The 16,144-nt window shown below is 72.0% G+C and carries 14 protein-coding genes; 5 read left to right on the top strand and 9 right to left on the bottom strand.

The genetic code is table 11. From position 1 onward, the window contains the following. Positions 1-129 precede the first annotated feature (129 nt). Positions 130-1,110, top strand: a complete 981-nt coding sequence (locus tag ACLJQM_RS21525; RefSeq protein ID WP_410632541.1) for a hypothetical protein — start codon at positions 130-132, stop codon at positions 1,108-1,110. Positions 1,111-1,132: 22 nt separating this feature from the next. Next, positions 1,133-2,308, top strand: coding sequence for a CaiB/BaiF CoA transferase family protein (locus ACLJQM_RS21520; RefSeq protein WP_410632540.1), 1,176 nt, complete (start codon positions 1,133-1,135; stop codon positions 2,306-2,308). Positions 2,309-2,346: 38 nt separating this feature from the next. Here the strand turns inward: ACLJQM_RS21520 and ACLJQM_RS21515 are convergent, their stop codons facing one another. Then, a complete protein-coding gene (locus ACLJQM_RS21515; RefSeq protein WP_410632539.1) occupies positions 2,347-3,105 on the bottom strand; it encodes an HpcH/HpaI aldolase/citrate lyase family protein in 759 nt (252 codons plus the stop codon). Between the two features lie 102 nt (positions 3,106-3,207). On the opposite strand from ACLJQM_RS21515, the gene ACLJQM_RS21510 reads away from it, so the two are divergent. Together ACLJQM_RS21510 and ACLJQM_RS21505 are read left to right on the top strand one after the other, a co-directional pair. Then, a complete protein-coding gene (locus tag ACLJQM_RS21510) occupies positions 3,208-4,062 on the top strand; it encodes an NAD-dependent epimerase/dehydratase family protein (protein ID WP_410632538.1) in 855 nt (284 codons plus the stop codon). Positions 4,063-4,184: 122 nt separating this feature from the next. Continuing rightward, complete coding sequence (locus tag ACLJQM_RS21505) at positions 4,185-4,352, top strand: hypothetical protein (protein WP_247023406.1); 168 nt, start codon at positions 4,185-4,187, stop codon at positions 4,350-4,352. On the opposite strand, the gene ACLJQM_RS21500 is transcribed toward ACLJQM_RS21505, so the two are convergent. The 7 genes from ACLJQM_RS21500 to ACLJQM_RS21470 all read right to left on the bottom strand — a co-directional run bounded on the left by ACLJQM_RS21500 (position 4,349) and on the right by ACLJQM_RS21470 (position 14,399). Continuing rightward, positions 4,349-5,017 (bottom strand): HAD family hydrolase, encoded by a 669-nt coding sequence (locus ACLJQM_RS21500; RefSeq protein ID WP_410632537.1) that lies wholly within the window; start codon positions 5,015-5,017, stop codon positions 4,349-4,351. The two genes, ACLJQM_RS21505 and ACLJQM_RS21500, sit on opposite strands and share 4 nt — an antisense overlap. Then, positions 5,014-5,895 carry a LysR family transcriptional regulator gene (locus tag ACLJQM_RS21495; protein ID WP_410632535.1) on the bottom strand — a complete coding sequence of 294 codons (882 nt, stop codon included), beginning with the start codon at positions 5,893-5,895 and terminating at the stop codon, positions 5,014-5,016. Before ACLJQM_RS21495 ends, ACLJQM_RS21500 begins: the two co-directional genes overlap by 4 nt. Continuing rightward, positions 5,892-6,662 carry an alpha/beta fold hydrolase gene (locus tag ACLJQM_RS21490; RefSeq protein WP_410632534.1) on the bottom strand — a complete coding sequence of 257 codons (771 nt, stop codon included), beginning with the start codon at positions 6,660-6,662 and terminating at the stop codon, positions 5,892-5,894. The genes ACLJQM_RS21495 and ACLJQM_RS21490 overlap by 4 nt, the downstream gene beginning before the upstream one ends. A gap of 223 nt (positions 6,663-6,885) precedes the next feature. After that, entirely contained in the window at positions 6,886-9,186 is a 2,301-nt protein-coding gene (locus ACLJQM_RS21485; protein WP_410632533.1) for a glycosyl hydrolase family 95 catalytic domain-containing protein, read from the bottom strand. Between the two features lie 89 nt (positions 9,187-9,275). Beyond that, positions 9,276-10,031, bottom strand: coding sequence for an SDR family oxidoreductase (locus ACLJQM_RS21480; RefSeq protein ID WP_410632556.1), 756 nt, complete (start codon positions 10,029-10,031; stop codon positions 9,276-9,278). Between the two features lie 69 nt (positions 10,032-10,100). After that, a complete protein-coding gene (locus ACLJQM_RS21475; RefSeq protein WP_410632532.1) occupies positions 10,101-13,682 on the bottom strand; it encodes a discoidin domain-containing protein in 3,582 nt (1,193 codons plus the stop codon). Positions 13,683-13,958: 276 nt separating this feature from the next. Next, positions 13,959-14,399: a winged helix-turn-helix transcriptional regulator gene (locus ACLJQM_RS21470; protein WP_410632531.1), complete on the bottom strand. Its 441-nt coding sequence runs from the start codon at positions 14,397-14,399 to the stop codon at positions 13,959-13,961. 167 nt (positions 14,400-14,566) lie between these two features. On the opposite strand from ACLJQM_RS21470, the gene ACLJQM_RS21465 reads away from it, so the two are divergent. Then, on the top strand, positions 14,567-15,763 hold the full coding sequence (locus ACLJQM_RS21465) for a thiolase family protein (protein WP_410632529.1): 1,197 nt from the start codon (positions 14,567-14,569) through the stop codon (positions 15,761-15,763). Here ACLJQM_RS21465 and ACLJQM_RS21460 read toward each other — a convergent pair. Beyond that, complete coding sequence (locus ACLJQM_RS21460; protein ID WP_410632528.1) at positions 15,694-16,113, bottom strand: hypothetical protein; 420 nt, start codon at positions 16,111-16,113, stop codon at positions 15,694-15,696. The genes ACLJQM_RS21465 and ACLJQM_RS21460 overlap by 70 nt on opposite strands. Between the last annotated feature and the right edge of the window lie 31 nt (positions 16,114-16,144).

The following is a 16,144-nucleotide window of genomic DNA, read 5'->3' as shown; positions in this document are numbered from 1 at the left end:
AGCCCGCGCCGCTGGCTTGCCCGAAACTCCCGCATCTCTGCCCGCAAGACGGTAATACGTATTACTGCCTTGTCCTCGCGGCCGTCGCGTGCCACCGTCACGGCACACTTCGACGACGAAGGAGCGGCCATGACCCTCACCCGCCGCGGCCTGCTGGCCGGGACCGCCGCGCTCGGCGCGGCCGCACTCCTGCCCGGTGCCGCCACCGCCGCGCCCGCCGGGTTCCCGGACTACCGCTACCAGCGCCTCGCCCTCATGAAGAGCAAACTGCGCTACAACCCGACCGGCGAGCTGATCTTCCCCTGCGTCCGCGGCACCAAGGGCCGCATCCCGGGCGCGCTCGGCGCGTACTACCTCTACTACGCGCCGCACGACGCGCCCGGCGGGATCTGCCTGGCGTACGCGGATTCCCTCGACGAGGAGTTCACCGAGTACGCGGGCAACCCGATCATCGAGAACTCCTGGCCCGGCGAGTACTCGGTCAGCCACGTCTCCTCCCCGCACGCGCTGTGGAACGACGACGTCAACCGGCTCTACCTCTACTTCCACGGCGAGAACACGGTGACCCGGCTGGCCAGTTCGGCCGACGGCATCCACTTCACCTACGAGAAGGAAGTCCTCTCGACGCGGCTGCAGCCCGCGGGCACGACCGAGACGTCGTACGCTCGCGTGTTCCGCCACGACCTGCCCGCGAAGAACGCGCGGTACGTCATGGTCTTCATGCTCAACAACACCACCAACCACCGTGACATCGGCTGGGGCTGGTCGGCCGACGCGCGGACATGGACGTTCTCCCAGACGCCGCTGGTCCGCCACACCGACGTCGGCGCGTCCGACATCGGCGGCCCGCACCTGCTGGAGCGCAACGGGAGCACGTACGTCGTCTACAACACCGACATCGCGCACGGCGGGAAGCTGATGATCACCGAGGTCGGGACCGATTTCTCGAAGCGCGACCACCTCGGGGTGTTCCACGCCCCGCTGGCCGGCGTCCCGGACAACGGGCGCTGCGCGGCGCCGAGCTTCGGCACCTACCAGGGCCGGGAGTACATGATCTACGAGGCCGGCGCGCGGCTGGCCGGGAACATCGCCATCGCCCGCGCCGGCTGAGGTCCGGTGGCAGGATGCGGCCATGTCTTCGTTGCCCCTCGACGGCGTCACGGTCGTGTCCTGCGAGCAGGCGGTCGCCGCGCCACTGGCCACCCGGCACCTGGCCGACCTCGGCGCCCGCGTGCTCAAGATCGAACGGCCGGGCAGCGGCGACTTCGCCCGCGCGTACGACGAAACCGTGCACGGCCTGTCCAGCCACTTCGTCTGGCTCAACCGGTCGAAGGAGAGCATCACGCTCGACCTGAAGAGCGAGGCCGCGGGTGGGGTGATGGCCGCGCTGCTGGACCGGGCCGACGTCTTCGTGCAGAACTTCGCCCCCGGCGTCGCCGAGCGGCTCGGCTTGGGCGCGGCGGACATCCGCGCGTCCCGGCCGCGGCTGATCACGTGCTCGGTGTCGGGGTACGGCTCGAGCGGGCCCTACCGCGACGCGAAGGCGTACGACCTGCTCATCCAGTCCGAGGCCGGCCTGGTTTCGGTGACCGGGTCCGAGGCGGAGCCGGCGAAGAGCGGCATCCCGGCCGCCGACATCGGCGCCGGGATGTACGCGTTCTCCGGCATCCTGTCCGCGCTCTACGACCGGGAGCGCACCGGGCGGGGCACGGACCTGGAGGTCAGCCTGTTCGACTCGCTCGTCGAGTGGATGGGATTTCCGTTGTACTACGCGGGTTACGGCGGGACGCCACCCCCGCGGACGGGCACGAGCCACCCCGCGATCGCGCCGTACGGCACGTTCGCCGCGGGGGACGGCACCGAGCTGGTGCTGGCGGTGCAGAACGACCGCGAGTGGGCGGCGTTCTGCGAGCACGCGGTCGAGCGGCCGGAGTGGGTGACGGACGAGCGGTTCGCGACCGGCAGCGCCCGCGTCGCCAACCGGGCGCTGCTCGAGGGCGAAATCGAGGCGATCTTCGCCGGGTTGAGCGGCGGTGAGCTGGAGTCCCGGCTGACGGCGGGCCGGATCGCGCACGCGCGTCGCCGCGAGCTGCCCGATGTCCTGAGCCACCCGCAGCTGACGGCACGCGACCGCTTCGCCGACGTGGCGACGCCGGCCGGGCCGATCCGGGCGACGCTGCCGCCGATCACCGTCCCGGGCCGGGCGCCGCGGATGGACGCCGTACCGGACGTGGGCGAGCACACCGACGCGGTGCTGACGGAGTTCGGCTTCGACGCGGAGGCGTTGCGGCGTCAGGGAGCCGTGTAGCGCATCGGGATCTTGTGGTACCGCGGGTCCGGCCGGCCTCACTCCCCCAGGATCCGCCGGGCGCGGGTGAGCACCGGCTTGTCCACCATCTTCCCGTCCACAGTGGACACCGAATCGCCCGCCGTGACGACACGTCGTGCCCAGGCGCGTTCCGCTTCCGTGGGCTCGAAACCCGCTCGGACCAGGGCGATCTGCCGCGGGTGGACGCACAGCTTCCCGCCGAACCCCAGCCGCCGCGCGTAGCGGACATCGGCGGACAGCCGTTCTTCGTCGCTCAGGTCCGTCGTCACGCCGTCCACCGGCGGGGCCAGACCCGCCGCCGCGGAGGCGATCACCAGCCGCGAACGGGCGTAGGCGAACGGCTCCGGGTCGTCCGGGTCGACGCCGAGTTCCGCCGCCAGGTCGACGCTGCCGAAGGCCAGCCGTGACACCGACGGCACGGCCGCCAGTTCACCGGCGCCTTCGACGCCCCGCGCGGTTTCGACCAGGGCCACGACCTCGCGGAACCCGGCGAGCACACCCGGCGTCTCCGCCTTCGGCACCATGACCGGCACCCCGCGCGCCGCCACGAGCGCGGCGTCGGCCTCGAACCACGGCGTGCCCGGGGCGTTGATCCGGACCATCGCCGTGCCGCCGCCCGCCAGCCACTCGCCGACCGCCGCGCGGGCGGTGTCCTTGTCCGCCGGGGCCACGGCGTCTTCGAGGTCTGCGATCACGACGTCGGCGCCGCTCGCCACCGCCTTGGCGAAGCGGTCGGGCCGGTCGCCGGGCACGAACAGGAACGTCGTCGCGGTCATGGTGCCCCGAAGGTATCAAAGGCGACGGGAAGGGTCTTGGACGCGGCGGCGGGGTCCGGCCGAGAGTGGAGGGCGAACCACCACGACCACGAAGGGTTGGCAATGAAGGTCTTCCTCACCGGCGGCTCCGGGTACGTCGGCCGCGCGACCGTCCGGGCACTCGTGCGGGACGGGCACGAGGTGAGCGCGCTGGCCCGCAGCGAAGCCGCGGCGCGGACGCTCACCCGACTGGGTGCGCGACCGGTCACGGGCGGGCTGACGCACACCGGCGTCCTGCGCCAGGCCGCGGCTTCGGCCGACGGCGTCATCCACCTCGGCCAGCACTACGGCGCCGACACCGCCGAAGTCGACCGCGCGGCCGCCGACGCCCTGCAGGACGGCCTCGGCGACCGCGGGCCGTACGTGCACACCGGCGGCGTCTGGGTCTACGGGAACACCGACGGCGTGGTCGACGAGGACGCGCCCCAGTTCCCGCCCGCGATCACGGCGTGGCGCCGCGCGAACGAGTACCGGGTCCTCTCGCGCGGCGGCCATCCGGTGCTCGTGATGCCCGGCCTGGTCTACGGCCTCGGCGGCGGGCTCGTCGAGGCGTTCTTCGCCGAGCCCGGGCGCGAGGCGGGTTCGGTCCCGATGATCGGCGACGGCGGCAACCACTGGGCCGTCGTGCACGTCGAGGACGTCGCCGAGCTGTACGTGCTCGCCCTGAACGCGCCGGCGAAGGCGGTGTACGCGGGGGTGAGCCAGAACGTGCCGGTGCGGGACGTCGTCGAAGCCCTTACCCACGCCGCCGGCTGTCCCGGCCGTGTCACTTCGCTGTCGTCCGAGGAGGCGGCGGACCGGATGGGGCCGATCGCCGAAGCGTTCGCGCTGGACCAGCGCCTGACGGCGGCCCGGGCCAGGCGCGAACTCGGCTGGGCGCCGCGGCACCTGGACGCGGTGGCCGAACTCCGGGGGTAAGGGCCCGGCCCGGCCGGAGTGCGTGTTCGCCCGATGCGGGCGGGGCGGCCTCAGCACGATCGTGGACTCCGTCGGCAACGTTCGACAGCGTTCGGCATCGTTCGACGGAGTGAGGGATCGGTATGCGAGGCGACTGGATCTACGACTGGGCCAAGGTGGAGATGGAGTACCGGGCCGGCCCCGCCCCGGCGGCGGTGGCCCGGCGCCGGCCGTCGAAGGTGTGGCGGAGCCTGCGCGCGGGCCTGTTCCCGGTGCGGCGAGCGGAGTTGCGGGTGGCGGCCGAGCGTTAGCGGGCCGCCGCGTGCACCCGCTCGACCACCGGCGGCAGCCCGGCCAAACCCGGCAGGACGGCGTCCGCCACCGCCGGGTCGTGCGGGTCCGCGTGCCGGTTGATCCACACGCGCGGGATGCCCAGCGCCCGCGCCGGCACCATGTCGTGGAAGTGGCTCTGCGCGACGTGCACCCAGTTCTCCGCGGTGGCGCCGAACGTCTCGGCGAAGCGCCGGAAGTGGCCGTGGGCGGGTTTGTACTCGCCGACGTCCTCCGCGGTGACGATCGCGTCGACCGGGACCACCAGCCGGCGCTGGGTCTCGCCGATCAGGTCGCGGTCGCAGTTGGTCAGCAGCGCGATCCGCCAGCCCGCTTCCCGTAGCCCGGCCAGCGCCGCGCGGGTGTCCGGGAAGACCGGCCAGTGCGGCAGCCCGGCGCCGAGCACGGACGCGTCGTCGGGCACCAGCTCCAGCCCGGCTTCGGCCGCGGTCCGGCGCAGGGACTCGGCGAGCACCTCGCGGTAGCGCCGCCCCGGTTCTTCCGCCTGCACCTGGGGTTCGAAGCGGTTGTAGACCTCGAGCAGCTCCGCGCCGCGGCCGGGGAACAGCAGCTCGATCCCGGCGGCGATGCCGTGGCGCCAGTCCACCAACGTGCCGAAACAGTCGAAGGTCGCCCAGCGGATCATCGCTCTCCCGTGCTCGTCGTCCGGTCTTCCCCGGCGATGATCTCCGCGAACTCGGAGATCAGCCGCGATCGCCGGGTGGCCACCCAGGCGAGGCAGACCTCGTTGGGCGGCAGGTCCTCGACCGGCACGTGCGCGACGTCCGGCCGGGTGTAGTACGCCGACGTCGACCGCGGCACCACCGCGATCCCGCGCCCGGCGGCGACGTGCTCCAGCTTCTCCTCGACGCTGCGGAACTCGCGCCGCCGCGGGGCCGTGCCGTCGCGCAGCTCGACCGCGACGTCCCGCCATTCCGGGACCGCGTCCGGGTCGTTGAGCACGTGCTCGTCGGCCAGGTCGGCGACGCGGACCGACTCCTTGCCCGCCAGCCGGTGCCCGGCCCGCACCACCGCCACGCGCGGTTCGGCGAACCACGGCCGGACGGTCAGCCCGCGCCGGTCCACCGGGAGGCGGATCAGGCTGACGTCGGCGCGGCCGTCGTGCAGCACCTCGGTCTGGTCCTCCCACGTCGTGCGCAGCAGCTCGACCGCGACGCCGGGGTGGCGCGCGGACAGCGCCTGGACCGCGTCGGTGACCGTGAGACCCGGCATGAACGCCACGGTGAACGTGGCGCGAGCGGCCGTCGCGACCCGGCGGCGCAGGGCTTCGGCCGAGGCCAGCAGCGGACGCGCGTCCGCGAGCAGCTGGCGGCCCGCGTCGGTGAGCTCGGTGGACCGCTTGTCCCGCCGGAACAGCTGCGCCCGCAGCTCGGCCTCCAGCGCCCGGATCTGCCGCGACAGCACCGGCTGCGCGATGTGCAGCCGCGCGGCGGCGCGGCCGAAGTTCAGCTCCTCGGCGACCGCGACGAAGTAGCGCAGCTTGCGCAGGTCGACGTCCGTCACGCGTGCGCCCCGAGGAACGTCCGCAGGGGCGGGTCCACCGCTGCCGCGTGGGTGAAGCTCAGGAAGTGGGCACCACCCTCGACGACGACCAGCGGCTCGGCGGCGGGCAGCGCGGCTGCCAGCTCCGACGCGCGCTCGACCGGGTAGGCGAGGTCCGCGGAGCCGTGCAGGACCAGCGCCGGGCACGAGATCTCGCTCGCGCGCGGCAGGACGGCGTCCCGGTCGACGAGCGCGTTCATGGCCGGCGTCAGCTGCGCGGGCGGTACCGAGCGCCAGCGCTCCTTCCACTCCGGAGCGTCGAAGTCGCCGAAGCAGATCTTCGCGACGCCGTCGAGCACCTCGGCCGGGGCCCCGCCGGCCACCCACGCGTCCAGCACGGCCCGGTAGCCGGCCGCGACGGCTGGGTCTTCCGCGGCCGCCGAGGTGCCCAGCACCGCGAGGGCGCTGATCCGCGACGGGGCCAGCAGCGCCAGCCGCAGCGCGACGAACCCGCCCTGGCTCGTCCCGACGACCGCCGCGCGCTCGACGCCGAGGTGGTCGAGCACGCCGAGGACGTCCCGGGCGACGTCCCAGTAGTCGAACGGGCCGCCGGCGGGGGTGCCGCCGTGCCCGCGCTCGTCGACGGTGACGCACCGGAAGCCCTCGAAGGCCGCCAGCTGCGCGGCGAACATCCGGCCGTCCATCAGGAAGCTGTGCAGGAGCACGACCACCGGGCCCGGTCCGCCGTGGTCGGTCCAGGCCACTTCCCGCCCGCCGATGAGCGTCATCGCACCCTCCGGATCCTCGGCCGGCGAACCGGCCGATCGCCACGAACGCCGCCGGCACCAGCAGCACGGCGTTGATCGGCAGCGCCTTCGTTTCCTCGCGCCGTGCGTGCACGATGATCGCACCGATCCGGATCGCCGCCAGTCCGGTGGCGGCGAGCTGCCCTTCACCGCCGCGTCGGAGAAGTCCGCCGTCCAGCCCGTGTCCGGGTTCTCAAGCAGCGCCTCAACTCGGCTGGACCGTGACCGATCCGCCCGGGCGCAGGGTGATCGTGCGCTTCCAGGCCCCGGCGCGGACCTCGGTGCGGGTGCCGCCGACGCTGCGGATCACCGCCTTCGTCACCTTCCCCGCGCGCCAGGACAGGTCGACCTCGAACCCGCCACGTGCGCCGATGCCGGTCACCCGGCCCGAGGCCGCCCACGCCGTGGGCAGGGCCGGCAGCAGTTCCAGCACTCCCGGCCGCGAGTACACGAGCATCTCCACCATCGCCGCCGGCGCGCCGAGGTTCGCGTCGATCTGGAAGATCGTGTAGCTGCCCTGGCTGTACATGTCGAAGAAGTTGGCCGCGGTCCCGTTGCCGTTGGCCACCGACGGCCGCAGCACCGTGAGCAGCAGCTGGTACGCGCGGTCGGCGTCCTTGAGCCGGGCCCAGCACGCCGAGCGCCACGCGGTCGCCCAGCCGTAGCTGTCCATCCCGCGCGCGACGAGCAGCGCGCGCACGCCGTCGAGCAGGGCCTTCGGGGACGTGTCGGCCGCGATCCGGTCGCCGGGGAAGAAGCCGATCAGCGGCGAGAGGTGCCGGTGCGTGGTCTCGCCGAGGTTGTCCGGCGACATCCACTCCTCGAGCCAGCCGGTCGCCGGGCTGACTTCGGGCAGGTAGAGCTTCCGCTGCAGGCCGCCGATCCGGTCGCCGTACGCGCGGTCCCGCCCGAGCACCGCGACGGCTTCGCGGTAGTGCTCGAACAGGTCCCAGACGATCTCCTGGGCGTAGGTGTTGCCGCGGGTGTCCTGCGGCCCGTGCTCGGGCGACCAGTCGTGGTCGTCGACGAGCACCTCCCGCCCGCCGAGCGTCATCGGCACCAGCCGCGCCTCCCAGAACTCGCACGCGCCCTCGAGCAGCGGGTAGATCCGCGCGAGGTACGCCTTGTCCTGGGTGAACGCGTAGTGGTCCCACAGCGAGTTGCACAGCCAGGCGTTGCCGGCCGGGTGCCACCACCAGCCGGAGCCGCCGTAGATGTTGGTGGAGAACGCGATCGCCCAGCCGCCGATCTTGCCGCTGGTGTTGCGGAAGCGGTTCCTCGGGTCGTTGAACAGGCGGTTCGTGCTGTCCGTCCACACGGGAAGCTGCGCGAGGCAGTAGTCAGCCAAGGCAGTGAAGCTCCCGGGCAGCGCCGCCCGGTCCGCCAGCCAGTAGTTCATCTGCAGGTTGATGTCGGTGTGGTAGTCGCTCATCCAGTCCGGTGTGTTGGTGTTCTGCCAGAGGCCCTGCAGCCCCATCGGCAGGCCGCCGCGCGATCCGGTGATGGTCAGGTAGCGCCCGAACTGCAGGTAGCTCGCCTCCAGCTCCGGGTCGGCGGTCGCCGGGTCGTCGTGCCGGGCCAGCAGCCGCGACCAGGTGTCCAGCGCCCGCTTCGCCGGCGGTGACTGGCCCAGGTCGACGGCCATCCGGTCGTAGAGCCGCCGGTAGTCGGCGACGTGCGTGGCCAGCAGCGCGCCACCCCCGGCGTGCACGGCCTTCGCCGCCTTCTGCTTCGCGAGCGCCAAGGGGTCGAGGGCGGCGTCGAGGAACTTCCGGGCCGCGTCGGGCACGTAGTTCGTGCCGCCGCTGAAGACGATGACGACGTCCCGGCTCCCGCTGAAGGTCACCCCGCCGGCCACGGTGCACGCGTACTCCAGGCCGTTGGCGAACGAGCCGGCGAACGCCGCCGGGCCGGACATCGTTTCGCCGCGGGTGGGTTCCAGCGAGACCGAGCCGGTCACCGGGCCGCCGGTGAGCCGGACGACCACGACGTCGTCGGGGTGGCTCGCGAAGTACTCGCGGCGGTAGCGCACGCCCTGGTGCCGGTAGGTGATCACGACGACGCCGTTGCTGAGGTCGAGCGTGCGGCGGTAGTCGGTGACGCCGGTGTGCGCGGGCACCGAGATCCGCAGCTTGGCCAGCAGGCCGAGGGTGCCGAACTTCTCGCGTTCGTAGGGGAACTGGCCGTCGTCTTCGAGGACGTCGTTGGCGCCGCCGGTCCACAGCGACGCGTCGGCGAGGTACAGGAAGTCGGCGGCCGGGTCACCGCCGACCAGGGCACCGATCCGACCATTACCGATCGGCAAGCCCTGCTCGATGATCTTGTCCTCGGCCGCGGGGGCCGGGTACCACAGCGTCGTCGCCCGCGCGTCCGGCACGAGGCCGGCCTCGGCCGGACGCAGAACATCCGCACTGGCAGCGAAAGGCGGGATGCCGCTGAAGGCGAGACCGGCGCCGACCGCGCCACCGAGCTTGAAGAAGGTACGGCGAGAGGGAGGGTTCGACATGTCGGATCCGTTCGGCGTTGAAGGCGGGACCGGCGTGCAGCCCGCCAAACATATGACCTATCCGGGTCCAAGGTCAAGAATCTTCGTAATTAATCCGAATACATCCGCGCGTGCTCGGTCAGGTACTCCCGGAACGTGATCTCGCCTTCGCGGTGCTCCGGGGCCAGGTGGCCACCGCCGGCGTAGGCGCGGAACGTCTCCCCCGGGACCTTCAGCGGCACGATCCGCCGGACCCGCCCGCTCACCTCGCCGACCGCCCCGGCCAGCTCCGCCGCCGTCAGGATCTCCGGGCCGCCGAAGTCGGCCACCCGGCCCGCCGGCTCATCGGACACGAGTGAGATGAGCCGCCCGGCGACGTCGCGGACGTCCACCGGCTGGAACGAGATCCGCGGCACCGGTACCACCGGCAGCCGGGCCGCACCCGCGAGCAGGGTCCGGACCAGGCCGTGGAACTGCGTGGCCCGCTGGATCGTGTACGGCAGCCCGGACGCGGCGAGCAGCTGCTCGGTCTCGTGCTTGGCCCGGTAGTAGCCCAGCGGCACGCGGTCGACGCCGACGATCGAGACGTACACCAGGTGCGGGGCGCCGGCCCAGCGCGCGGCCTCGACCAGCGTCCGCGCCAGCGTCGTCTCGTGCAGGAAGTCCGTGGCGCAGTGGACCACGACGTCCGCTCCGGCCACAGCGCTGTCGATGCCCCGACCGGTCCGCAGATCACCCCGGACGACGTCCGGCGCGGCCCGCCGGCTGAGCACGCGGACCTCCTCCCCCGCCGCCCGCAGGCCCGCCACGACCGCCGAGCCGAGCTGCCCGGTGCCGCCGGTGACCAGGATCCGCACGTCGACCACCTCCGGCGCCATCCTGGCACGGCGGCGCCCGCCGGGAAACGGTTTCCCGGCGGGCACCTGTGCGTGCTTTCAGTTGCGGGTGATGGTGAACGTGCTGGTCGTGTTGCGGATGTCCTGGGCGTTGTCGCTCAGGGTGAGCCCGGTGAACGTCGCCGAGCCGACGGCCGGGCCCTGCCCCGGTTCCGGCAGCTCGTTGGCCCAGATCCCGATCCCCGACTTGGCGTCGAAGGCATCCCCGCTGCGGTGCGCCCCGGTGATCGACACGTTCGTCAGCACGGTGTCCTCGACCGGGTGCTCCGGCGTGGTGCCGTCGTACTTGGTCTGGAACATGATGCCGCTGTAGGTTGGGCTCTCGATGTCCACATCGGACACCCGGATGCCCCGGAACTCCTTGGACGCCGAGAACAACCAGATCGCCGGGAAGGTCTGCTGGCCCCAGAAGTGGCCACCGTCCCGGACCAGGGAGGCGTTCTGGACCGTCGTCGGCTGCGGCCCGAACCCGAGGAACGGGTAGCCGAAGTCGAGCGAGCTGATCGTGATCGCCGAGTAGGTCAGCGTGTCCGCGATGTAGAGGTTCCGGAAGGTGTTGCTGTACCCGCCGTAGACCGCCAGCCCGGCCGCGCGCCACGGGGTGAGCGAGGTCAGGTTCTCGAACACGTTGTCGTACTGGTTGCCCGGGTTGAGGTCCGTGGCGGCGAACAGCGCGAAGCTGTCGTCGCCGGTGGACCGGGCTTCGATGTTGGTGACGTGGTTGCCGGTGCTCCCGTTCGTCAGGTTGACGCCGTCGGCGAAGGTGTCGCGGATCCGGGAGTTCTTGATCGTGGTGTTGTCCACGTTCGTGCCCCAGACCATCACCACCTGGTGCTCGACCCAGATGTTGTCGATCGTCAGGTTGGCGACGTTGGTCAGGTTGAACACCTTGCCGGGGCCGTCGATGCGGGAGGTGTAGTTCCCGAACACCGCGAACCCGCTGAACGTCGACCCGTTCGCACTCGCCTGCACGTCGATGCCGATGTCGGTGTTCTCCTGACCCGAAGGCGCGGAGAACTTCGTGAACCACGGCCCGGCGCCGGTGACCGTCACGGCCTTGCCGTAGACGTTCAGCTTGCTCGACATCGCGTAGTTCCCGGCCGGCAGGTAGACGCCGGTCAGTGTCGTGTCCTGGCGGACCTTGTCGAGGGCGCTCTGCACGTCCTGCTGCGTGAAGCCGGTGGGCACGGCGAAGTGTGCCGGGTCCGGGTTGGCGGTCGCGGTGGCCTGCTCGAAGTTCACGAAGTCGATCGCGTAGTTCGTGCTGTTGGCCGCGTCCTTCTGCAGCTTGATCTTGTGCCCGGCGGGCACGGTCGTGCCGAGCATCGCGCCGGCCTCGTCGTAGATGTGCCGCGGCCCGGCGCCCGGCGAGTTGCCCGGGCCGGTTTCGGCGCCGTAGAGCCAGGCGTAGTGCGAGGTCAGGTCGATGGCTTTCAGGAACGTGCCGTCGACGTAGACGTTCAGCGTCGAGTTCTGCCCGCCGCCGCCCGCCGAGTCCGGGATGGAGAACCGGGTGACGAGGGTGTTGGTCGACGCGCGGGTGGTGAACTCCACCGACGAGCCGGTCGAGTTCAGCGTGACGGCCTTGCGGCCCGAAGCTTCACCGGCCAGGTCGCCGATGGTGCGGTTGGGACCGACCACCGAAGCACCGCCCGCGACGACGCCGTCCTCGGCCTCGTACATGTCGTAGGGCATGTTCGCGCCCCGGCCGACGAACAGCGCCTGGGTGCTGGTGTTGTTGGCCTGCTTGACCGGCAGCTCGTTGGCGTCGTTCGCGACGACCGTCTTGACCGTGTACCGGCCGTTGGCGGCGGTCCAGGTCCCGACGGTGACCGGCGCCGCGGTGGCACCCGCGGCGATCGCGCCGGTGTAGCTGCCGCTGAGGGTCTTCACCACGGTGCCGTTCTGGTCGGTGACGGTCACCGTGATGCCGTGGGCCCCGGCCGCCGACGCGACCGTGCCCTGGTTGCGCAGGGTCGTGCTGAACGTGACGTTGTTGCCCGCGGACGGGTTGCCGGGCGACCACGCCGTCGCCGCGACGAGGTCGGAGCTCTGCACCGGGCTGACTACCAGCGCCGTCGACGCGGTGTAGGAGTTGTTGGCCTCGTTCTGCTCGATGACGGCGTTGGCCTCGTCGACCTTCGCGGTCAGCTGGTAGCTGCCGGCGTCGCGGGTACCGATGTTCGCCGACACGGTCGCCGACGCACCAGCCGCGAGCGCGCCGACGTTCGCGGTGCCGACCTTGGTGGTGCCCAGGTAGAGGTTGACGTTCGTCGCGCCCGAGGCCGCCGTCCCGGCGTTGCGGACGGTCGCCGACGCGGTGATCGCGTCGGTCTCCACGGGGTTCTGCGGCGACCAGGACACGGCCGACACGGTCAGGTCCGGGTTGGGCGCGGGGACGCCGAAGACCTGGAACTCCGCGGCCTGCCCGCCGCCGGCGTCGGAGTTGGCGGTGACGCGCAGCCGGACGTCGGCGGCCCGGCCGCTGAGCGGGATCGTGACGGTGTTGCCGCTGCCCGGGCTGAAGCTGTAGGTCTGCGCGGCGGCCAGCGTGGTGAACGCGGTGCCGCTCTGCTCCCGGCCTTCGACGGCGATCGTCTGGGTGCGCGGGCCCCATGAGGCGTCGGGGTTGAGCTTGACGACGACCTGGTTCAGGTCGGCGTTCGAGCCGAGCGCGACGGTCAGCAGGTTCGGGTAGGTCCCGCCGCCGCCCTCCCAGTACGTGCTGGTCGAGTTGTCGTTGGCGTTGGCGGCGACGAAGGTGAACTCGGTCGACGACGCCGTGATCGGCTTGCCCACGGCGAGGTTCGTCCCGGCCTGGGTGCCGGTGCGGGTGACGGTGTTGCTGGTGCCCGACTGGTTGCCCGCGGCGTCCTTCGCGCGCACGAAGTACGAGACGGTGGTGCCGTCGGGCTGGCTGTCGGTGTAGGTCAGGACGTTCCCGGCGACGCTGCCGCGCAGCTGGTTGTTCGCGTAGACGTCGTAGCCGGCGACCCCGGTGTTGTCGGTCGAGGCCGACCAGGTCAGCCGGATCTGGCCGCTCGCGGGCTGGGTGTAGGCGAGGTTGCCGGGCGTGGACGGCGGCTGCGTGTCCCCGCCGGCCGGGCCGTGCACCTCGAACTCCGACAGCTGCGCGGCGGGCCAGCCGGTGTTGGCGCTGACGTTCAGCCGGACGTACCGGGTGCTGCCGGTGACGTCGACGGTGACGGTGTTGCCGGTGGCCGGGTCGAACCGGTAGCCGGCGGCGGGCTTGAGGTCGCTGAAGCTGGTGCCGTTGGTGCTGCCCTGGACGTTGAAGGTCTCGGTGCGGGCCTCCCAGTTCGCCGGCAGTTTCAGCACCACCTGGGCGACGGTGGTGGCCGCACCGAGGTCCGCCTGGACCCACTGCGGGAACTGGTTGTTGGCGCTCTCCCAGTAGGTGGCCTGGTTGCCGTCGCCGACGTTCGAGGCGGGATAGCCGGCGAGCTGGCTGCTCGCGGTGTAGGTCGCGGCCGCCGCTTCCGCGGCAACAGCGGCGGGTGCGGGTGCGGGCACGTTGCCGGCAGCCACGGCGGGTGCGGCCAGGAGGAGGGACAGGGCGGCGTAGGTCGCCGCGCGCGACAGGAGTCGCTTCGTTCTCATGGGGTTCCTCGGATCCGGGGAGGAGGGGAGACGCGTCGGGACGGCACAACCAGGGAACGGACACGCGCGGAACCGGGCCGGCGGCGCACGCGGGCAGCACGTCATGGGCACCTCTTCGTCGAGGGCTTCCTGACGGCTGCTGCGATTTCTCGCGTTGCTGTCAGGTTCTTGCACTGATTCGTTCAAGAGTTACCGTGACGGGGGTCTCAAGTCAACGCCCGGGCCGCAAAAAGGCCTCCTCGCGGGGGATGCGAGGAGGCCTTTTTGCGGTGTGGATCAGGAGTGGACGGCCCCGAGCCGGATCGCGTGGGTGCCCGGCGCGTTGACCGGCTCGCCGCAGTGCACGCAGACGGTGACCGGAAGCAGCTCTTCGCCACAGGCGTGACGCCAGAGGGTGGGCGGTTCGCCCTGGTGGACGTACTTGTCACCCCAGGCCATCAGCCCGAGCAGGATCGGCTGCAACGCCCGCCCGGCTTCGGTCGGGTAGTACTCGTGCCGCGGCGGGTGGGCCTCGTACTGGACCTTTTCGAGCACCCCGGCGTCGACGAGCTTCCGCAGCCGCGTGGCGAGGATGTCCCGGCTGGCACCGGTGTTCTCGGCGATCTGGTTGAACCGCCGTTCGCCGAGCATGATCTCGCGCAACGCCAGGAGGCTCCACCGTTCACCGACGACCTCGAGGGCCTCGGCGACCGAGCACTCACGACCACGCCGGACCATGCCACCTCCATCGGGTTGAAAATCCAACCTAGCACTTCGGTCGGGAAGCGGCCGTCGATCACCCACGGGCCCACTCCCCTCTGTGACGTGCCGGACAGGTGAGTTGTGTAATCCAACTTACCCGGCGTATACCGAACACATCCCCGATCTGCGAGGAGGCAGACGCCATGACGGACGCGGTGATCGTCGACGCGGTACGGACCCCCATCGGCAAGGGCAAGCCGAACGGAACGCTCGCCGGGGTGCACCCGGTCGACCTGCATGCCCACGTCTTGCGCGAGCTCGTCCAGCGCACCGGCATCGACCCGGCCCGGATCGACGACGTCATCTCCGGGACCGTCGGCCAGATCGGTGAGCAGAGCATGAACACCGCCCGCTGGGCCGCGCTGGCCGCTGGCCTCCCGGAGTCGGTGCCCGCCGTGACCGTGGACCGGCAGTGCGGGAGCAGCCAGCAGGCCGTCCACTTCGCCGCGCAGGGCGTCATCGCCGGTGCGTACGACGCCGTCATCGCCTCCGGGGTCGAGTCCATGAGCCGGGTGCCGATGGGCAGCCAGGTCGCCGGGCGGGATCCGTTCGGGCCGCAGGTCGCCGCCCGCTACCCCGACGGGCTCGTGCCGCAGGGCATCAGCGCCGAGCTCATCGCCGCCAAGTGGGGCTTCAGCCGCGCTCAGCTCGACGAGTTCAGCGCCGAAAGCCACCAGCGGGCCGCGAAGGCGTGGGCGGACGGGAAGTTCGCCGGCGAGGTCGCGCCGCTCAAGGCGCCCGGGCCGGACGGGGTGCTCGTCGACGTCACGACCGACGAGACCGTGCGGCCGGGCACCACGCCGGAGATCCTCGCCGGGCTCAGGCCCGCGTTCCGCGCCGACGTCTGGGAGCAGCGGTTCCCGGAGCTCGGCTGGCACGTCACCGCCGGGAACTCGTCGCCGATCAACGACGGTGCCGCCGCACTGATGATCACCAGCGCCGAGACGGCGAAGGCGCTCGGGCTGCGGCCGCGTGCCCGGCTCCACAGCTTCGCCGTCGCCGGCGACGACCCGCTGTACATGCTCACCGGCGTCATCCCGGCCACCCGCAAGGTCCTCGACCAGGCCGGGCTGAGCGTCTCGGACATCGACGCGTTCGAGGTCAACGAAGCGTTCGCGAGCGTCGTGCTGGCCTGGCAGGCCGAGATCGGCGCGGACCTGGCCAAGGTCAACGTCAACGGCGGCGCGATCGCCATCGGGCACCCGCTCGGCGGCAGCGGCGCCCGGCTGATGACGACGCTGCTGTCGGTGCTGGAGCAGACCGGCGGCCGCTACGGCCTGCAGACGATGTGCGAGGCGGGCGGCCTCGCCAACGCGACGATCGTCGAACGCCTGGACTGACGTGCCAGGTACGCCCGCAGCGCCGCCACGGCTCCCCCGGGATCCGCGGCGGCGACCGGGAACACGTCGTCGAAGCCGAGCGCGAGCAGGTCCGCGCGCGTGTTCCGCAGCCGGCCGCCGAGCACCACCGGCAGCTCGCCCAGGCCGGGGTCGGCGCGCACGCGGCGAAGCACGTCCACCCCCGAAGCACCGCGCACAGTGGACAGCACCAGGCAGTCCGGCCGCTCCCGGCGGCAGGCTTTCAGCACGTCGGCCGCCACCGACACTTCGTGACCCTCGCGCTCGAGGACCACCCGCAACGCGACCAGGCTCCACGCGCCCGCGTCCAAACCCGACAGTACGACCTTCACCCCGGGCAGAGCCGCGGGCGGGCGCGGAAAA

It is taken from the genome of Amycolatopsis sp. cmx-4-83 (assembly GCF_046548815.1).
GTDB lineage: Bacteria > Actinomycetota > Actinomycetes > Mycobacteriales > Pseudonocardiaceae > Amycolatopsis > Amycolatopsis pretoriensis_A.
This window is presented reverse-complemented; position numbering and strand designations above follow the sequence as displayed.